Origin of the sequence: Shinella lacus (assembly GCF_010994755.1) — a bacterium.
In the GTDB taxonomy this organism is placed as follows: domain Bacteria; phylum Pseudomonadota; class Alphaproteobacteria; order Rhizobiales; family Rhizobiaceae; genus Shinella; species Shinella lacus.
The window spans coordinates 153,029-170,108 of the sequence record NZ_WHSB02000002.1; the positions used below are offsets into that span (position 1 = coordinate 153,029).

Here is a 17,080-nt window from a genome sequence, read left to right on the forward strand (position 1 = left end):
GCTTCAGACGGTTGAGGGGCTTGCGAGGCCGGTTACTGCCACGACGAAATCGGCGATCGCTTTGGTGTCGTCGAGATCGAAGACGGGCAGCGTGGTGTCGGTGACCGGGTGATCGGCGGCGATGGCCGCGATATGCGGGTCTTCCGGCGCAAGCGGGACGCGGTTGGCGGCCTCCAGCCGGCGGGCCTCCATCTTCGGGATCGGCTCGCGCTTGTAGCCTTCGATCAGCACGAGGTCGCAGGGGGCAAGGCGGGCGAGGATTTCTTCGAAACTCGGCTCCGGCGCGCCGCGCAGCTCATGCATGATGGCGTAGCGCGTGCCGGAGACGATGGTTACCTCATGCGCACCGGCCTGGCGGTGGCGGTAGCTGTCGGCGCCGACCTTGTCGATGTCGAAATCGTGGTGGGCGTGCTTGATGGTCGAGACCAGGTAGCCGCGGGCGACGAGCTCCGTCACCAGCCGCACGGCAAGCCCGGTCTTGCCGGAATTCTTCCAGCCGGCAATGCCGAAGATCTTTGGCCGCGTCATCGCTCCAGCACCCAGAGCCAGTTTTCCGCCTCGTCGAGATCGTCCGGCGTGTTGATGTTGAAGAACGGGTCGAATTCGCCGCGCGGCGTGTCGATCAGCGGGAAGGTGATGTCGCGCGCCTGGTGGCGTTCGAGGTAGCTGCGCACGCGCAACGCCCCGCCGCCTGCGAGCCATTCCGAGAGGTCGGTGGCGAGTGTGACCGGCCACAGCGCGAAGACGGGATGCAGGCCGCTGACCGAGCGGGCGACGGCCATGCGCTCCGGCGTGTCGACGACGCGGGCGAGCCGGGCGACGAGATCGGTCGGGAAGAACGGGCTATCCGTCGGCACTGTGGCGACGTGGCTCGTCTGCGGGTGGTGGCGTTTCGCGTAATCGAGGGCGGCGAGCACGCCGCCGAGCGGGCCGGCGCGCGCGGCATCGAGATCGGCGAAGACCGGCAGTTCCTCGCCGCGCTCGAACAGCACGGGACCGTTGGCATTGACGGCGACGGCGGAGACCTGCGGGCGCAGCCGCCGGGCGGCGCGATCGATGAGCGCGGCGCCGCCGAGGCGGATGCGCGCCTTGTCCTGCCCCATGCGGGAGGAAAGCCCGCCGGCGAGGATCACGCCCAATATCGCTTGTGCCGGTGCCATCTCGCTCCCATCGGCAGGTTGGTTCCCATCCGATCTAGTCGGTGCGGCTCTGGCTCGCAACCCTTTCAGGGCGATTCCGGCTTCGACTCCTGTGCGACGGCCGGCACCCGGCGGCGGTTCTCGCGATAGAAGGTGTAGAGGCCGGAGGCGACGATGATCAAAACGCCGACCGTCATCCAGATATCCGGTATCTCGCCGAAGAACAGGAAGCCGATGGCGATCGCCCAGATGAGGCTCGTATAGCGAAAGGGGGCGATGAAGGAGATTTCGCCGGTGCGCATGGCAAGGATGATCGCCTGGTAGCCGACAAGCAGCAGCACGCTGGCAATCGCTAGCCGGCTAAGCACATCGCCCGACATCGGCTGCCAGCCGCCCATCGGCACGATCAGCGCCCCGCCGACGACGGTGATCGAGGTTGCGGTGATGACGCTGATGAAGAGGGTGGAGACGTTCGGGTCGATTCGGCGGGTCGCAAGATCGCGCGCCGCAGCACCCACGACCGAGGCGATGACATAGACCGCCGCCATCGAAAATCCTTCCGGGCCGGGGCGGATGACGATGAGCACGCCGGCAAAACCGGCGATGATGGCCAGCCAGCGCCGCCAGCCGACCTTTTCGCCGAGGAAGAGGGCGGCGCCGAGGGTGACGGCGAGCGGCAGCGCCTGGAGGATCGAGGCGGTGTTGGCGAGCGGCATGGCGCCGAGTGCGGAAATATAGGCGAGCGAGGCGAGGATTTCGGCGACGAGCCGCAGCAAGAGCGCCGGCTGCAGCACGACGCGCCAGGAGCCGAGTGCGCCCATCCACCAGGCGATGGCGACGACGAGCACGGTCGTCATCAGCCCGCGCACGAACATGATCTGGCCGACATTCATGGCATCGGTGACGGATTTGACCAGTGCGTCGTTGCAGGTGAAGCCGGCCATGGCGACCACCATGAAGAGGGCGCCCTTGGCATTTGCGGTGGAGTTCATGCGGGTGATTCCAGGCGATTGTCCTTCCCTCATAGGCACATTGTCGGCCGGGTGCCATCACTAGATCGACTGGAACAAACGGGATGGTTGCCGAAGGAAGCGGCGAATGAGCGTGTTTTGGGCACGAAACGATGACGATTTCGGCGCAACAGCTTGAATTTCTGCTGCTTTGGCGAAGCATTTCATTAAGCTTCCCCACCTATCGTTGCGTCATCCCAATGAACGATCGCATGATGCGACGGGTGAGGGCAGGCCGTCTGGTGGAAGATCGGCCGAATGCCCCGACATGAAGTGCCGGCCGCGCTCCCGATGGTGAGCCGAGCGGCCCCTTCGGCTTTGACAGACACCCGACGGGATCTTGGTCGTCATAAAAACGTCGGGGAACCCATGTCCTTCATTGACCGCCTGCTCCAGCAGCGCCGCATCGTTACAAAGGTGCTGCTGTTCGTCATTCCTCTCGTCGCGCTGATCGCCGGTATCGGCCTTGTCGGTTATTTCACCGCGAGCACGCTGAACGGCCACATGACGGTCACCCGCGAGACGATCAACAGCCTGTCGCATTTCCAGAACCTGCGCAGCGGATTGCAGGATTTCGTCGACAAGCCCGCGCAGGAGACGCGCGACGCGCTCTCTGCGCGGATCGACGAGCAAGATGCCGGCATCCACGATCTCGACGCGCTGCTGCCCGATGCGGGCGAAAAGGCCAAGATCGCCTCCGTCGTGGCGCTGGCCGGCACCATGCGCGCCCAGACCGAGACGCTCTGGGCAATCGACCAGGAGCGCAACGCCGTGACCGCGGAGCTCGAAGGATCGCTTGCGGCGATGGCCAAGGACGGCGCCTTTGCCGAAAAGCAGATCGGCGTCATCCGCAGCGAATCCGGCGAGAAGGAAGCCTTCGCCAAGGCTCTTCTGTTCGATGCCGCCGCCTATCAGGGCCTTGCCGAACGCATCGGCAAGTTCCGCAAGCCCGTCGCGCTGGCGATGAAGCCGGAGGACAAGGTGAAGGCGGCCGAGACCTACCTGCCGCAGCTTCTCAAGCAGCTTGCCGAATCGAAGGCGATCGCCTCGCCCAAGGCGCTGGAACAGATCAAGGTCTTCGAGGTGGAAGTCGCCGCGGTACAGGCTATCCTTGCAGGCACCGACGACGCGGAAGCCAAAAAGGCGAAATTCGTGCCGGTGCTGTCCAAGCTCGCGAAGTTCGATGCCGATTTCCTGAAGGAAGCCGGCAAGAACTCCGACACCGCCGCCAAGCGCTTCGTCGGCATGGATGCGGAGATCGTGCTGCTCAAGACGCTGATCACGCTGATGGGCGACACCTTCAAGGGCATTGACGAAACCCGCCTGCATATCAGCGAACTGCACCGCAAGCTCGACCAGCCGAGCCGCGACGCCGTGCTTGCGGACGTGAAGGCCGTGGCCGCAAGTGCCGCGGAACTGGCAAAGCTCGGCACGAAGAATGCGGCGCTACGCGATCTTTCGGACAAGCTCGCGCCCTCGCTCGTCAAGATCGAGAAGGGCACGCAGGACCTGATCTCCGTCGGCGAGAAGTGGCAGGCCGCGCGCGTCGCTGCCTCCGCTTCGGTGGCGGATGCCAGCCAGACGCTCGAGCAGTTCGTGTCGAGCGCCCAGGAGGCCGGCAAAAAGGACAGCCAGCGCTCGGCCAACGTCTCGATCATCGCGATGGTCGCCGGCACGCTGCTCGCCATCATCGGCGGCCTGATGCTCGTCGAAACGCTGCGTGGACCGCTGCGTCGCGTCAACGAAGCCATGTCGCGGCTGGCGAGCGGCGATCTCGACATCAGCATCGACGGCCGCAACCGCGGCGACGAGATCGGCGACATGGTGCGCTCGGTCGCCGTCTTCCGCGATGCCGCGCGCGAAAACGTGCGCCTCGAACAGGAAGCGGAAACCCAGCGCCAGCTGACGGCCGAGGAGCAGGCACGCCGTGCAAGCGAGCAGGCCCGCATCGAAGCCGACCAGACCGAGGCGCTCACCGCCCTGTCCGACGTGCTCGGCCAGCTTGCCGCCGGCAATCTCGAAGAGAGCATGACGGAGGCGCTCGCCGCCGAATATGTCGCGATGGCCCGCACCTACAACAATGCCGTCGAGGCGCTGCGCGTCACGCTGTCGGACGTTCGTGCGACGACGGTCGAGATCAACGGCGGCACCAGCAACCTCGCCACCTCCGCCGACGATCTGGCGCGCCGCACCGAACAGCAAGCGGCAGCGCTGGAGGAAAGCTCGCGGGCACTGCGCCAGCTGACCGAGATCGTCCGCTCCACCGCCGAAAGCGCCCAGAAGACGGCGGTTTCGGTCGACGAGACGCATAGCTATGCCAAGCGCTCCGGCGAGGTCGTGTCCAAGGCGGTCGATGCCATGGACCAGATCAAGAAGTCCTCGGAGAAGATCAGCACGATCATCGGCGTCATCGACGAGATCGCCTTCCAGACCAACCTCCTGGCGCTGAATGCCGGTGTGGAAGCGGCGCGCGCCGGTGAAGCCGGCCGCGGGTTTGCGGTGGTCGCGCAGGAAGTGCGCGAGCTTGCCCAGCGTTGCGCCGGTGCGGCCCGCGAGATCAAGGACCTGATTTCCGACAGCTCGGCGCAGGTCCGCAACGGCGTTTCGCTCGTCACCGAGACCGGCGAGGCGCTGACGGTCATCAACGAGCACATCTCGTCGATCCACACGCTGGTCGGCAAGATCGAAGCCGCCGCCGCCGCGCAGTACGAGGGTATCAACGAGGTGAACCAGGCGGTGCACCAGGTCGAGCTCATCACGCAGCAGAACGCGGCGATGGTGGAGGAGAACACCGCGGAAATCCACGGCCTGCGCCGCCGCGTCGAAAACCTCAACGAGAAGATCGACCATTTCAAGACACGCGATCTCGATACCCGGGACGGTTTCGGGCGTCAGCACTACGCGGCCTGAGCATCGGCTTAACTGGAATTGAAAAGGCCGGGCGAAAGCCCGGCCTTTTCGTTTGTTGACAACGCGACCTCACCCCACACCGTCATCCTCGGCCTTGAGCCGAGGATCCACCGGCGTGCTCGCAGCATGGATGGTCGGGTCAGGCCCGACCATGACGGAGGAGGGCACGGCATTTTGTTTGTTATTCGACGGCAAGCGGGTCGCCTATTTGCCGGCCTCGTAGACGACGTAGCTCTCCGGCACTGCCGGGTCCTGCTCGCCATAGGTCGGGTCGACTTCGAAACGGGTCAGTACGAAGTCGCCGTTGATGAAGGTCCAGGTGCCACTGTCCCAGGCATCGCCGATGCCGCGCCAGGCGGTGTGGCTGGTGATGATGCGTTTTTCCGCGTCGTAGGTCGCGTTCACCAGGAGGCCGGTGGCGCGGTAGCCGCGCACCTTCGGCTCGGCCTTGAGCCTGCCCATCTCGTCGTCGGTATAGGCATAGTCGAGATCGGGCGTGGCGAAGGAGACAAGTTTCGGCGATTCCGTGTCGCTCACCTTCAGCACGAAGGCGTGGCGGACATTGTAGGCGCCGGAGCCGCAGAACAGCTGGTAGAGTTCCGCCTCTATTTCCGGATCGGTGGCCGACTGGTAGCTGGCGCGATAGGAGAAGCGATAGACCGAATGGCCGAAGCCTTCGCCGTCCGGCTCGGCCATCGGCACTTCCGTCATGCCGTTCATGTCGCAATCCGTGCCGAAGGCGGCCTTGGCGACGGCTTCCGCGGCGGCAAGACCCTCCGGGCGATCGGCTGCGAAGGTGATGGAGGGCAGGGCGGCGCAGAGGAGGGCGGCCAGAAGGGTTTTCACCGAAACCTCGCTTTTGGGCAGCGCTTAGCCGCCGGTGACGCTCATGTGGCGGGCGACGGCCGGGCGGTTGCGGCGGTCGATGATGAAATCGTGGCCCTTCGGCTTGCGGCCGATCGCCTCGTCGATCGCCTGCGACAGCAGGGCGTCGTCCTCCGAGGCGCGCAGCGGCAGGCGCAGGTCGGCCGCGTCGTTCTGGCCGAGGCACATATAGAGCGTGCCCGTGCAGGTGAGGCGCACGCGGTTGCAGCTCTCGCAGAAATTATGCGTCATCGGCGTGATGAAGCCGAGGCGGCCGCCGGTCTCTGCGACCGTGACGTAACGCGCCGGCCCGCCGGTGCGGTAGGCGTTTTCGGTGAGCGTGAACTCTTCCGCGAGCCGTTCGCGCATTTCGGAGAGCGGCAGGTAGCGGTCGGTGCGGTCTTCCTCGATCTCGCCCATCGGCATGGTTTCGATGAGGGTGAGGTCCATGCCGCGGCCATGCGCCCAGCGCATCAGCTCGGGGATCTCGCGGTCGTTGAAATCCTTCAGCGCGACCGCGTTGATCTTGATCTTTAGGCCGGCGGCCTGCGCCGCATCGATGCCTTCCATGACCTTGGAAAGCTCGCCCCAGCGGGTGATCGTCTTGAATTTCTGCGGATCGAGCGTATCGAGCGACACGTTGATGCGGCGCACGCCGCAATCGGCAAGCTCGGCCGCGTGTTTGGCGAGCTGTGAACCGTTGGTTGTGAGCGTCAGTTCGTCGAGGCGGCCGTCCTGCACCTGGTGGCCGAGTTCGCGTACGAGATGCATGATGTTCTTGCGCACCAGCGGCTCGCCGCCGGTCAGCCGCAGCTTGCGCACGCCCTTGGCGATGAAGGCGGAACAGAGCCGGGTAAGCTCTTCCAGCGTCAGCAGGTCCTTCTTCGGCAGGAAGGTCATGTTTTCCGCCATGCAATAGGTACACCGGAAATCGCAGCGATCTGTCACCGAAACGCGCAGATAGGTGATCGCCCGCCCGAAGGGGTCGATCATCGGTGCGTCGGACTGCGCGATGCGGCCCGCGCCATCCCATGGTCCTGCAAACCAATTCAAAACACAGCCTCCGTTCCCGGATATGTCGTGCGCGCGGGGCGCACCGTCAAGCCGGTGCGGCGATTATGACAGCATTTTCCGCCTTGCACATCCCCGGCTTGCGGCATAGTCCTTCGCGCAAAGGCGATGGAAAGGGAATGGCATGAGCGATCTGTGGCCGACGGAACTGCGGGTCTCCAAGGACCGCCAGCGCCTCGTCGTGACGTTCAACGACAACCAGAGTTTCGACCTTTCGGCGGAACTTTTGCGCGTGCTTTCGCCCTCCGCGGAAGTGCAGGGCCATGGGCCGGGCCAGAAGGTGACCGTGCCGGGCAAGCGCAATGTCGCGATCATCTCCATGATCCCGACCGGCAATTATGCCGTGCGCATCGGCTTCGACGACCTTCACGATACTGGTATCTTCACGTGGTCCTATCTGCGCGAACTCGGGGAAAAGGGCGCGGAGCTCTTCGCCGACTACGAACGCGACCTTGCGGAGAAAGGCATGAGCCGCGATATGTCGGAGAAACCGCGGTAACATTTCGGACTGCCTCGCGAAGGTAGCGTCCACCGACAACCAACGGGAGATGCCCTTTTGGCAGAAGCGAATGCAAATGATCTCACCCAGGTCGTCGTCCTGCTGGCGGCGGGCGTGGCGGCGGTGCCGGTCTTCAAGAAGATCGGGCTCGGCTCCGTGCTCGGCTATCTGGCGGCGGGGCTGGCGATCGGTCCTTTCGGGCTCGGCTTCTTTGCCGATCCGCAGGCGATCATCCATGTTGCCGAACTCGGCGTGGTGATGTTCCTCTTCATCATCGGCCTCGAAATGCAGCCCTCGCGGCTCTGGGGCATGCGCAAGGACATTTTCGGGCTCGGCGCCATCCAGGTTATGGGCGCCATGGCGGCGCTGACCTGCATCGGGCTTTCCTTCGGCTTCCCGCTCATTCCCTCCTTCGTCGCCGGCACCGGCTTCGTCCTGACATCGACCGCCATCGTCATGCAGATGCTGCAGGAGCGCGGCACCATGTCGACGCTGAAGGGCCAGCGCATCATCGCGATCCTGCTCTTCGAGGATCTCGCCATCGTGCCGCTGCTCGCCATCGTCGTGCTGCTCGGCACGGGGGGCGCTGCCACGGATACCTCCGACCGCTGGCTTTCGGTCGGCATCGCCATAGGCGCCACCGTCGCGCTGGTGCTGGCGGGGCGCTACCTGCTCAATCCGCTGTTTCGCGTGCTGGCGGCGTCCGGTGCGCGCGAAGTGATGACGGCCGCAGCGCTTCTTGTGGTGCTCGGCTCGGCGCTCGCCATGCAGGTCTCCGGGCTTTCGATGGCGATGGGCGCCTTCCTTGCCGGCGTGCTGCTCTCCGAATCGTCCTTCCGCCACCAGCTCGAAGCCGATATCGAGCCGTTCCGCGGCATCCTGCTCGGCCTGTTCTTCCTTGGCGTCGGCATGGCGATCGACCTTTCGGTCATCGCGGCCAACTGGCAGCTCGTGGTGGCGAGCGTCGTCGGCTACATGATCGCCAAGATCCTGATCATCTATCTCGTCGCCCGCGTGCTCGGCACCTGCCACGCCGAAAGCCTGGAACGCGCCGTGCTGATGGCGCAGGGCGGCGAATTCGCCTTCGTGCTCTATGCGGCCGCCGTGTCCGCCGGCATTTTCGATGGCGAGGACAATGCGATCCTGACGGCGACCATCATCATCTCGATGGTGCTGACGCCGCTGATGGTCATCCTGCACGACCGCGTCGTGCCGAAGCAGCAGCCCTCCACCGAGGGGCTGACGTTGCCGGAGAATGTCGAGGGCACGGTGCTGATGATCGGTTTTGGCCGCTTCGGCCAGATCGTCAGCCAGCCGTTGCTCGCCCGCGGCTATACGCTTTCGCTGATCGACAAGGACGCGGAATTCGTGCGCGATGCCGCGGAGTTCGGCTTCAAGGTCTATTACGGCGACGGCTCGCGCATCGATATCCTGCATGCCGCGGGTGCGGCGACCGCCAAGGCGATCCTCATCTGCGTCGACGACAAGGAAGCAGCGGTGAAGATCGCGCAGATCGTGCACGAGGAGTTTCCGCTGGTGCCGCTTCTGGCGCGCGCCTACGACCGCGGCCACGCCATCGACCTCATCCATGCCGGCGTCGACTACCAGATCCGCGAGACCTTCGAATCCGCCACGGTCTTCAGCCGCGAGACGCTGAAGGTGCTCGGCGAGGACGAGGATCTCGCCATTGAAGTGGTCGAGGAATTCCGCGATGTCGACCGCGAGCGCCTGGCACTTGAAACCGTCGGCGGCATCTATGCCGGCCGCCAGCTCGTGCGCGGCAATGCGCAGCCGGCCGACCTCGTTGCGGCGCGCACCGCCCGCGAACGCGCGGCAGCTGAGGAGGAGCGCGAGCGCCGCGAAAGGGAACAGCAGGAAGAGGCCGGCTGACCGCGGATCGGGCTTGCCTTCGCGCGCCGGGTGGTTTCCCATGGGGTCGACGCCGCCCGGCTCGATCACACTTGGAAAAGGACCCGCCCGCATGACGGCGACGAACGACGAACGCTTCGCCCATTCCGCCTTTCTGCGTGCCCGGGGAACCGCACAGGAAGGCAAGGTCGGCTTCGCCGAACTCTTCTTCGACCTCGTCTTCGTGCTGACCATCATCCAGCTTTCCCATTCGCTGGCGGGGCATTATTCGGCGCTCGGCCTCGTCGAGGCGGCGATGCTGACGCTCGCGGTCTGGTGGGTGTGGATCTACACGACCTGGGCGACCAACTGGCTCGATCCCGACAAGGCGCCGGTGCGCATCCTGCTCTTCGTGCTGATGTTCCTCGGCCTGATGCTGTCGGTCGCCATTCCGGTCGCCTTTAGCACCGGCGGCCTGCTCTTCGCGCTCACCTATGTCGCCATGCAGGTCGGCCGCTCGGCTTTCACCGCCTATGTGATGCGGCGCGACTGGCCGGAAAACAGCCGCAACTTCATCCGCATCACCGCCTGGTCGGCCTTTGCCGCCGTGTTCTGGATCGCCGGCGCCTTCGTCGAGGAGGAGGCGCGACTGGCGCTCTGGCTGTTGGCGCTCATCATCGAATACAGCGCGCCGGCGCTCGGCTTCGTCACGCCCGGCATCGGGCGATCGTCGGTCAGCGACTGGCAGGTCTCCGGCGAGCATATTTCGGAGCGCTGCGCGCTCTTCGTCATCATCTGCCTCGGCGAGACGATCCTCGTTACCGGCCGCACGGTCGCCGGCATGGAGCTGCTCGACGGCTTCACCATCATCCTGCTCGCCACCGCCTTCTTCTCGACCGCCACCATGTGGTGGATCTATTTCCGCTTCGGCCATGGCGAGGCGGCGCACCTGATCGAGCATTCGGCGACGCCCGGTCGCGTCGCCCGGCTTGCCTTCACCTATGCGCACATCCCGATCGTCGGCGGCATCATCCTGTCGGCCGTGGCAGAGGAATTCGCGCTCGCCCATCCGCATGGGCACGTCGATTTCAAGACCGCGAGCGCCATCCTCGGCGGACCGATCGTCTTCCTCTCGGGCAATACCTGGTTCAAGCGTGCGGTGCGCGGACGGGCGCCGCTATCGCATCTCGCCGGCATCGGCGCGCTTCTCGCGCTCGCCGCAGCCGTGCCCTTCGTCGAACCCTACCAGCTCTTCATGGCGGCGTCCGCAGTGCTGTTCGGCGTGGCGCTCTGGGAATTCCAGTCGCTGAAATCGACGCGGGCGGATGCGGTCGCGAAGGTCTAGATCGGATCGACATTTAGGTTGAACTGAAGCCGCTGTCCCCGCGATCGCCGGAGGTTGATCAGCCTTTCGTTGGTTCTGGCCGATGGCAGCTGGGCGTGAGGTCGTAGAGGACAACAGCGACACCAGCCCGTCGCTGCGCTGCCATGCGGTATCCCGTTACAAAAGCTGCAAACACGGCCGCCATTGACATATCGGTAAATCTCGATATTATCAGGCTATGGAATTGCTCGAAATATTCAAAGCCCTCTCAAACCGCACGCGCCTTGAAATCTTGAAAGGTTTGAAGGACCCCGCGAAGAACTTCCCTCCACAGGATGAAGGCGACGTTCTAACGGTCGGGGTCTGCGTCAGTAGCATTCAAGAAGGCGTGGGACTGTCGCAGTCGACGGTGTCTGATTATCTTGCAACCCTGCAACGAGCAGGCTTGGTGGAAGTCAGGCGTATCGGCCAGTGGACCTACTACAAGCGGAACGAAGCCACCATCAGTGCTCTTGCCGAGATCATCGGGAAGCAACTGTGATTTTCTACCGCATAATATCGAGAATTCTCTATATTCCTTTTTACCGAAACGAGGATGTGCAATGAAAGCGATGACACTCAAATCATTTGGCGGCCCGGATTCGTTCGCGCTTAGCGACGTGCCCAAGCCGGTGCCTCATGCGGGGCAAGTGCTGGTCCAGGTACATGCAACCTCCATCAATCCGTTGGATTACCAAGTCCGACGTGGCGATTATCGTGATTTGGTGCAACTGCCGGCTATTACCGGGCACGACGTATCCGGCGTTGTCGAAGCGGTCGGGCCGGGTGTGACGGCCTTCTCTCCAGGAGACGAAGTTTGGTACACCCCGCAAATATTTGACGGGCCAGGAAGTTATGCCGAGTACCACGTTGCTGCCGAAGGCGTTGTGGGGAAGAAGCCTCCCTCGCTGAGCCACCTTGAAGCCGCAAGCTTGACCCTGGTTGGCGGTACGGTGTGGGAAGCACTGGTCGTGCGTGCGGCGCTAAGAGTGGGGGAAAGCATTCTGGTACATGGCGGCGCGGGAGGGGTCGGTCATGTGGCGATCCAAATCGCAAAGGCCATGGGAGCAAGAGTGTTCACGACCGTGCGCGAAGCAAACTTTGAGTTCGCACATAGTTTGGGTGCCGATGTGGTCATCGACTACCAAAGGGAAGATTATGTCGACGCTGTCATGCGGGAAACGGCTGGCCGCGGGGTAGATGTCGTATTCGACACCATCGGCGGTAACACATTGTCACGCAGCCCCGACGCGCTCGCACAACTTGGCCGTGTTGTCACGATCGTGGACATTGCACAGCCACAAAACGTCGTTCAGGCCTGGGGCAAGAACGCGAGTTATCACTTCGTTTTCACGAGACAAAACCGCGGCAAGCTCGATGAGTTGAGCGCATTGATAGAGCGCGGTCAGCTGCGGCCACACGTCGGCGCCGTCTACTCGCTTGCCGACATTCCGCTCGCCCATGCCCGGCTGGAGACCCCTAACAACGGTGTTCGAGGAAAAATCGCGATAGCAGTCGGGCCTTCGGCTCATCTCGCAAGTGCGGGCTTTTAACCGTTGAACTCACTTTAGGAGAACGCCATGATTTATGAAATCGCTCAACTCCCGGTTCACAAAGAGCAAATTGAAACGTTCAGAGCCGCGTTTGCCGAGGTCGCTCCGTTGCTAAGCCGCGCAGAGGGATATTGCGGTCACGTTCTCGCACAAGGGATCGAAACACCCGAACTATTCCACCTCATCGTGCGCTGGAAGTCCTTTGAGGATCACACGCCGGGCTTCGAAGCGAGTGAAGACCATCGGATGTTCATGATGGGCTTGCAGCGGTATTTTTCGGAAGAACCGACGGTCTATCATATCGAGGGGGCAGCTTTTGCTACAGGCGAATATCTTGTCTAAAATCTTACACAGCGCACGTCGCGGAAGCTGTGGCAACGAAAAGCCAGCAGAGTCCTGTCCAGCCTCGCCGATGAGAGTTTATCGCTCAAAAGTCGATCCGGCCTAGGCGTCTTCGGCCACCTCGTCGGCATCCATCGTCTGGAGGATGCGGATGATGTCCTCCATCGATTCGGCCACTTGCAGGCAACGGTCTTCCGGGGTCTGCGACAGGATGCGGTCGATCAGGCCGGTCTGTATGACCATCGCCTGTTCGGTAAGGCTGCGGCCCGCCTTCGTCAGCGACAGGCGCAGCACGCGCTTGTCCTTGGCGTCGGCCTTGCGCAGGATGAGGTCGCGCTTTTCGAGTTGCGGCAGCAGCATGCTCATGTTCGAGCGGCCGACGAGCAGTTTTCGCGCGAGTTCCTGCTGGGAGATGCCGTCGAAACGGTAGAGGTTGACCAGGATATCGAGATGCGGCGGCTTGATGCCGAGATCGGCGATCGCCCTTGTCACCGCCTGCTGCATGAGCTGGCAGGCGCGCGCCACGCCGATCCAGCTGCGAAAGCGCGGATGATCCCAAGGGAAGGCTTGATTTTTGTTCATCGTTGTACTTTATTGTTCAGCATTGAACATTTTTTATGGATTCCCACTATGGCATCCTTTGGCTTGAAGGTCATCCGGCTGGCGCTCCAGGGGGCTGCCGCCGTCTCTCCCACGGCCGCCGGCCGCGCCGCGTTCCGGCTGTTCGCGACGACGCCGGGCCGCCGGCCGCGTACGGCGAAGGAGAAGGAACTGTTCGCCCGCTCCGAGGGCTGGATGCGGCAGGCTGAGCGCGTGACGCTCGCCTTTGCCGGCGGCACCGCCGTCGCGCACCGCTTTGCCGCGCGGCCCTGCCAGGCCTTTTCCGGCCGGGTGCTGGTGGTGCATGGCTGGGGCTCGCGCGCGGCCTATCTCTCGACTTTGACCGAGGCGCTGGTCGCCGCCGGCCACGAGGTCGTGGCGCTCGACCTGCCGGGCCATGGCGCCTCGCGCGGGCGAACGCTGACGCTGCCGATGGCGGTGCGGGCGATCGACGCGGCCTGGCAGCGTTTTGGCGGGTTCGACTATTTCTGCGGCCATTCCTTTGGCGGGGCGTCGCTCGCCTGCGCGGCAAGCGGCCTCGTGCCGTCGGTTCCCGCGCACCGGCCGCGCCGGCTCGTCACTATCGGTTCGCCCAGCGAAATGACGTGGCTGTTCAAGGATCTCGGCCGGTTCCTGAAGCTCGGGGCGAGGGCGCAGGTGGCGCTGGAAAGCCATGTGGAAAAGATTGCCGGCGCCCCGCTTTCGGCCTTCGACGCGGCGAACGGGGCCGGGCGGCTGAAGGTGCCGATGCTGGTGCTTCATGCGGAAGACGACAAGGAGGTGCCGGCGCTGCATGCCCGGCGTTATGCCGCTTCGGGGCCGAATGTCACGCTCGAATGGGCGAACGGTTTTGGTCATCGCCGCATCGTTTCCGCCGAGCCGGTGATCGACCGCATCGTGCGCTTCCTTGCCGAAGACGGGCAACGCATCGCCGCATGACGACCTTTTCGTCATGAACCTGTCATGCCAGGGTGCGATGCGCCGGAAACGGCAAGCAGCACAGGAGGCAAACATGACCATCGTTACCTCGGTCGACCAGTTGAACACGCTTTATGGCGAACCGGGCGAAGCCTCGCTCGTCAAGGTGACGGATTTCCTGCTGCCGGAATATCGCGCGATGATCGAGGCCTCGCCCTTCATGGCGCTCGCCACCGTCGGGCCGGAGGGGCTCGATTGCTCGCCGCGCGGCGATGCCGGCGCCGTCATCCACATCGAGGACGAGCGCACGCTGATGCTGCCGGACTGGCGCGGCAACAACCGCATCGATTCGCTCTCCAACATCGTGCGGGACCCGCGCGTGGCGCTGATGTTCCTCATTCCCGGCTCCAACACGACCATGCGCCTCAACGGCCGCGCCGTGGTGCGCATCGACGCTGCGCTCACCGAGCGCTTCGTGATGGATGGCAAACACCCGCGATCCGTCGTCGTGATCTCCATCGAAGAGGTCTATTCGCAATGCGCGCGCGCCGTTCTGCGTGCCGACCTCTGGAACCCGGAGAAGTTCCGCGATACCTCTTGCCTGCCGACCGTGGGCCAGATGCTCGCCTCGGCCAAGAAGGGTTTCGACGGCACGGCCTATGATCGGGAATGGCCCGGCCGGGCCGCCAAGACCATGTGGTGAGGGACGGCGAATATCTTGCCCTCCCGACCCGTCTTGTTAGCGATTGCAAGCGGCCACGGCCGATAGGTGGAGTTGGGAATGCGGATAGGAATTTTTGCGGCGGCGATCGCCGCAGTGCTTGCGGCTTCGGCCGGAGCGGCCAAGGCGGATGAGCTGATCGAAAGCTACGGCGCCTATATCGGCCAGGACGACCTCTACAACTCCAGCAACGAGCGCCTGACGCAGCCCTGGCAGGTCATCCGCCAGGACCGCGCAAATGTGCATCGCTTCGGCGTCAGCCAGCCCGGCGACGATTTCGACAACTTCTTCGCCTCGGCGCGCAATCGCGAACTTGCCGAGCGCATGATCCGCAGCGGCCGCATCGACGGCAGCGCCGCACGACGCTTGCTGAACGGCGACGTGCAGATTCACGTCGAAATCTGGCGCGGCGGGGGAGGCGATTATATCAACATTTCCGTGGACTAAGCGCGCGCTTGCGGGTGTCGCTCTCTTCGTGCTCGCCGCCTCAGTGGCGGGCGCTGCGGAGCCCGAACTTGCGGCCCGCCTGAAACTGCTTGTCGAGGCCTATCCCGACAGCCTCGCCGGTATCGAGGGCAACAGCCTCGTCTTCAAGGACGGTGGGGCGCCGCTCGACATCGACGACGGCAAGACGAAGGACCATCAGGCGGCGCTCGCCACCGGCGACGTCGAGGACAGCCTTCAGCAGATCTATCCACTCGGCGCCTGCGACGCGAAACCGGTGGTGAATTTCGACCCCGGCCGCATTCGCAGCGACGCGCTGATGATGCGGCTTTACGGAAAATCGGCGAAGGCGGTGCAGGCCGATCTTGTGCCGGTCAAATGGTTCGGCGCGACGGTTCGCGTGACCAAGCGACAGGGGGCGGCTGCGGCGCTGGAGAAGGTGCGGGACGAGCTTGCGGCAAAACCGGAGCTGAAGCGCTATCTGGCGCCGTCGGCCGGCACCTTCAACTGGCGCAAGGTTTCCGGCGCGCCCAACATGTCGGTGCACAGTTTTGGCGCGGCGATCGATCTCAACACCAAGTTTGCGGACTATTGGATCTGGTCCGGCGGCAAGCCGGGCAAGGTGCCAAAATATGCCAACAAGTACCCGCTGGAGATCGTCGATATCTTCGAGCGGCACGGCTATGTCTGGGGCGGCCGCTGGTATCACTACGATACTATGCATTTCGAGTATCGCCCCGATCTCATCGCCATAGCAAAAGCGGCAGGCGCTTCCGCCTGCCGCTGAGACGATATGGTCCGCCAAACCTCTCCTCCGTCATCCTCGGGCTTGACCCGAGGATCCATAACCCTTTGAAAATAATGGATCCTCGGGTCAAGCCCGAGGATGACGGAGTGGTTGGGGCGGCAGGGCGCTTCTCCGCCTGCCGCTGATCGGTTTCAGCTTTTTGATCAATCGCGAACGATGACCGTCACGCCCGCGGTGACCTGGGCATAGAGGTGTTCAACGTCTTCGTTCGCCATGCGGATGCAGCCGGAAGACTGGGCCTTGCCGAGCGAGGACGGCTGGTTGGTGCCGTGGATGCGGTAGATGGTCGAGCCGAGATAGATGGCGCGCGAGCCGAGCGGGTTGTCGAGGCCGCCCTTCATGGAGACCGGCAGAATCTTGCCCTTCTTGGCTTCGCGGGCGCGCATGTCTTCCGGCGGCGTCCAGGTCGGCCATTCGGTCTTGCGGGTGACCTTTTCCGCACCCGTCCAGATGAACCCTTCGCGGCCGACGCTGACGGCGTATTTCATGGCAAGGCCTGAACCGAGCACGTGGTAGAGGCGGCGTTCGGAATTGTCGACGATGATCGTGCCGGGTGCGACCTTCTCGTTGAAGGCGACGAGTTCGCGGGCGATCGGCGCGCGGGAAACGGCGGCGATCTTCTTTTCCGACTTGACCGGCTTGCCGCCGGACAGAACCTGCAGCCAGCCCGTCTTCTGGGCCGAGGACGAGAGTGAGGCGACCTCGATCGGGTCGACGGCATTGTCGGCGGCGAAGGCCGCGCCTGCGGTGGAAAGAAGACCTGCGAGAAGAGCGATAGCGAGCTTTTTCATTGTCCTGGTCCCTGTTTGCGGCCGTTGGCTTGATGCTCGGCGCTTTGTTCTGATGGGGACTTTCTAGGACAGCGGCGCGCGCCACGATGTTCCGGCGGGAACAGGTCTCCCGCCGGCCTTTTCGAGCCCCTAGAAGGGCTGGATCCAGACGAGGCTGCTCAGCATCAGGGCGGCGATCATCGTCAGTTCGAAAAATCCG

General features: G+C 63.8%; 18 protein-coding genes. 11 read left to right on the plus strand and 7 right to left on the minus strand.

Annotated features, from left to right (window positions below; all coding sequences use genetic code 11):
* Window positions 1-3: 3 nt before the first annotated feature.
* From mobB to GB927_RS05290, 3 genes are all read right to left on the minus strand, one after another.
* Window positions 4-528: a molybdopterin-guanine dinucleotide biosynthesis protein B gene (mobB, locus tag GB927_RS05280; RefSeq protein ID WP_256115597.1), complete on the minus strand. Its 525-nt coding sequence runs from the start codon at window positions 526-528 to the stop codon at window positions 4-6.
* Complete coding sequence (mobA, locus tag GB927_RS05285; protein ID WP_256115598.1) at window positions 525-1,160, minus strand: molybdenum cofactor guanylyltransferase MobA; 636 nt, start codon at window positions 1,158-1,160, stop codon at window positions 525-527. Before mobA ends, mobB begins: the two co-directional genes overlap by 4 nt.
* Window positions 1,161-1,225: 65 nt before the next feature.
* Window positions 1,226-2,131 (minus strand): DMT family transporter, encoded by a 906-nt coding sequence (locus GB927_RS05290; RefSeq protein ID WP_256115600.1) that lies wholly within the window; start codon window positions 2,129-2,131, stop codon window positions 1,226-1,228.
* 387 nt (window positions 2,132-2,518) lie between these two features.
* On the opposite strand from GB927_RS05290, the gene GB927_RS05295 reads away from it, so the two are divergent.
* On the plus strand, window positions 2,519-5,059 hold the full coding sequence (locus tag GB927_RS05295) for a methyl-accepting chemotaxis protein (RefSeq protein ID WP_256115601.1): 2,541 nt from the start codon (window positions 2,519-2,521) through the stop codon (window positions 5,057-5,059).
* A gap of 204 nt (window positions 5,060-5,263) precedes the next feature.
* Here the strand turns inward: GB927_RS05295 and GB927_RS05300 are convergent, their stop codons facing one another.
* Window positions 5,264-5,905, minus strand: a complete 642-nt coding sequence (locus tag GB927_RS05300) for a DUF1176 domain-containing protein (protein ID WP_256115602.1) — start codon at window positions 5,903-5,905, stop codon at window positions 5,264-5,266.
* Between the two features lie 24 nt (window positions 5,906-5,929).
* On the minus strand, window positions 5,930-6,916 hold the full coding sequence (gene moaA / locus GB927_RS05305) for a GTP 3',8-cyclase MoaA (protein WP_256116170.1): 987 nt from the start codon (window positions 6,914-6,916) through the stop codon (window positions 5,930-5,932).
* A 202-nt stretch (window positions 6,917-7,118) separates the two neighbouring features.
* Between moaA and GB927_RS05310 the strand changes: the two genes are divergently transcribed.
* The 6 genes from GB927_RS05310 (at window position 7,119) to GB927_RS05335 (ending at window position 12,599) form a co-directional block, all read left to right on the plus strand.
* Window positions 7,119-7,493 (plus strand): gamma-butyrobetaine hydroxylase family protein, encoded by a 375-nt coding sequence (locus GB927_RS05310; RefSeq protein WP_256115603.1) that lies wholly within the window; start codon window positions 7,119-7,121, stop codon window positions 7,491-7,493.
* Window positions 7,494-7,550: 57 nt separating this feature from the next.
* Window positions 7,551-9,383, plus strand: a complete 1,833-nt coding sequence (locus tag GB927_RS05315) for a monovalent cation:proton antiporter-2 (CPA2) family protein (protein ID WP_256115604.1) — start codon at window positions 7,551-7,553, stop codon at window positions 9,381-9,383.
* Between the two features lie 91 nt (window positions 9,384-9,474).
* Window positions 9,475-10,686, plus strand: coding sequence for a low temperature requirement protein A (locus GB927_RS05320; protein ID WP_256115605.1), 1,212 nt, complete (start codon window positions 9,475-9,477; stop codon window positions 10,684-10,686).
* A gap of 217 nt (window positions 10,687-10,903) precedes the next feature.
* Window positions 10,904-11,206, plus strand: a complete 303-nt coding sequence (locus tag GB927_RS05325) for an ArsR/SmtB family transcription factor (protein WP_256115606.1) — start codon at window positions 10,904-10,906, stop codon at window positions 11,204-11,206.
* A gap of 61 nt (window positions 11,207-11,267) precedes the next feature.
* Window positions 11,268-12,257 (plus strand): zinc-dependent alcohol dehydrogenase family protein, encoded by a 990-nt coding sequence (locus GB927_RS05330; protein ID WP_256115607.1) that lies wholly within the window; start codon window positions 11,268-11,270, stop codon window positions 12,255-12,257.
* Between the two features lie 27 nt (window positions 12,258-12,284).
* Complete coding sequence (locus GB927_RS05335; protein WP_256115608.1) at window positions 12,285-12,599, plus strand: antibiotic biosynthesis monooxygenase family protein; 315 nt, start codon at window positions 12,285-12,287, stop codon at window positions 12,597-12,599.
* A 102-nt stretch (window positions 12,600-12,701) separates the two neighbouring features.
* Here GB927_RS05335 and GB927_RS05340 read toward each other — a convergent pair whose 3' ends face one another.
* On the minus strand, window positions 12,702-13,181 hold the full coding sequence (locus GB927_RS05340; RefSeq protein ID WP_256115609.1) for a MarR family winged helix-turn-helix transcriptional regulator: 480 nt from the start codon (window positions 13,179-13,181) through the stop codon (window positions 12,702-12,704).
* Between the two features lie 48 nt (window positions 13,182-13,229).
* Here GB927_RS05340 and GB927_RS05345 point away from each other — a divergent pair, with 48 nt between their 5' ends.
* The 4 genes from GB927_RS05345 to GB927_RS05360 all read left to right on the plus strand — a co-directional run bounded on the left by GB927_RS05345 (window position 13,230) and on the right by GB927_RS05360 (window position 16,069).
* Complete coding sequence (locus tag GB927_RS05345; protein WP_256115610.1) at window positions 13,230-14,138, plus strand: alpha/beta hydrolase; 909 nt, start codon at window positions 13,230-13,232, stop codon at window positions 14,136-14,138.
* Between the two features lie 73 nt (window positions 14,139-14,211).
* Window positions 14,212-14,820: a pyridoxamine 5'-phosphate oxidase family protein gene (locus GB927_RS05350; RefSeq protein ID WP_256115611.1), complete on the plus strand. Its 609-nt coding sequence runs from the start codon at window positions 14,212-14,214 to the stop codon at window positions 14,818-14,820.
* A gap of 78 nt (window positions 14,821-14,898) precedes the next feature.
* On the plus strand, window positions 14,899-15,285 hold the full coding sequence (locus GB927_RS05355) for a hypothetical protein (protein WP_256115612.1): 387 nt from the start codon (window positions 14,899-14,901) through the stop codon (window positions 15,283-15,285).
* A gap of 28 nt (window positions 15,286-15,313) precedes the next feature.
* Window positions 15,314-16,069 carry a M15 family metallopeptidase gene (locus tag GB927_RS05360; RefSeq protein ID WP_256115613.1) on the plus strand — a complete coding sequence of 252 codons (756 nt, stop codon included), beginning with the start codon at window positions 15,314-15,316 and terminating at the stop codon, window positions 16,067-16,069.
* 164 nt (window positions 16,070-16,233) lie between these two features.
* Here the strand turns inward: GB927_RS05360 and GB927_RS05365 are convergent, their stop codons facing one another.
* Complete coding sequence (locus tag GB927_RS05365; protein WP_256115614.1) at window positions 16,234-16,881, minus strand: L,D-transpeptidase; 648 nt, start codon at window positions 16,879-16,881, stop codon at window positions 16,234-16,236.
* Window positions 16,882-17,080: the final 199 nt, after the last annotated feature.

Coding starts and splice junctions, on each gene's coding strand:
- GB927_RS05320 (WP_256115605.1), top strand. CDS start 9,475: ATGACGGCGACGAACGACGAACGCTTCGCCCATTCCGCCTTTCTGCGT.
- GB927_RS05335 (WP_256115608.1), top strand. CDS start 12,285: ATGATTTATGAAATCGCTCAACTCCCGGTTCACAAAGAGCAAATTGAA.
- GB927_RS05330 (WP_256115607.1), top strand. CDS start 11,268: ATGAAAGCGATGACACTCAAATCATTTGGCGGCCCGGATTCGTTCGCG.
- GB927_RS05355 (WP_256115612.1), top strand. CDS start 14,899: ATGCGGATAGGAATTTTTGCGGCGGCGATCGCCGCAGTGCTTGCGGCT.
- GB927_RS05365 (WP_256115614.1), bottom strand. CDS start 16,881: ATGAAAAAGCTCGCTATCGCTCTTCTCGCAGGTCTTCTTTCCACCGCA.
- mobA (WP_256115598.1), bottom strand. CDS start 1,160: ATGGCACCGGCACAAGCGATATTGGGCGTGATCCTCGCCGGCGGGCTT.
- GB927_RS05290 (WP_256115600.1), bottom strand. CDS start 2,131: ATGAACTCCACCGCAAATGCCAAGGGCGCCCTCTTCATGGTGGTCGCC.
- GB927_RS05345 (WP_256115610.1), top strand. CDS start 13,230: ATGGCATCCTTTGGCTTGAAGGTCATCCGGCTGGCGCTCCAGGGGGCT.
- GB927_RS05310 (WP_256115603.1), top strand. CDS start 7,119: ATGAGCGATCTGTGGCCGACGGAACTGCGGGTCTCCAAGGACCGCCAG.
- GB927_RS05295 (WP_256115601.1), top strand. CDS start 2,519: ATGTCCTTCATTGACCGCCTGCTCCAGCAGCGCCGCATCGTTACAAAG.
- GB927_RS05350 (WP_256115611.1), top strand. CDS start 14,212: ATGACCATCGTTACCTCGGTCGACCAGTTGAACACGCTTTATGGCGAA.
- GB927_RS05340 (WP_256115609.1), bottom strand. CDS start 13,181: ATGAACAAAAATCAAGCCTTCCCTTGGGATCATCCGCGCTTTCGCAGC.
- GB927_RS05325 (WP_256115606.1), top strand. CDS start 10,904: ATGGAATTGCTCGAAATATTCAAAGCCCTCTCAAACCGCACGCGCCTT.
- moaA (WP_256116170.1), bottom strand. CDS start 6,916: ATGATCGACCCCTTCGGGCGGGCGATCACCTATCTGCGCGTTTCGGTG.
- mobB (WP_256115597.1), bottom strand. CDS start 528: ATGACGCGGCCAAAGATCTTCGGCATTGCCGGCTGGAAGAATTCCGGC.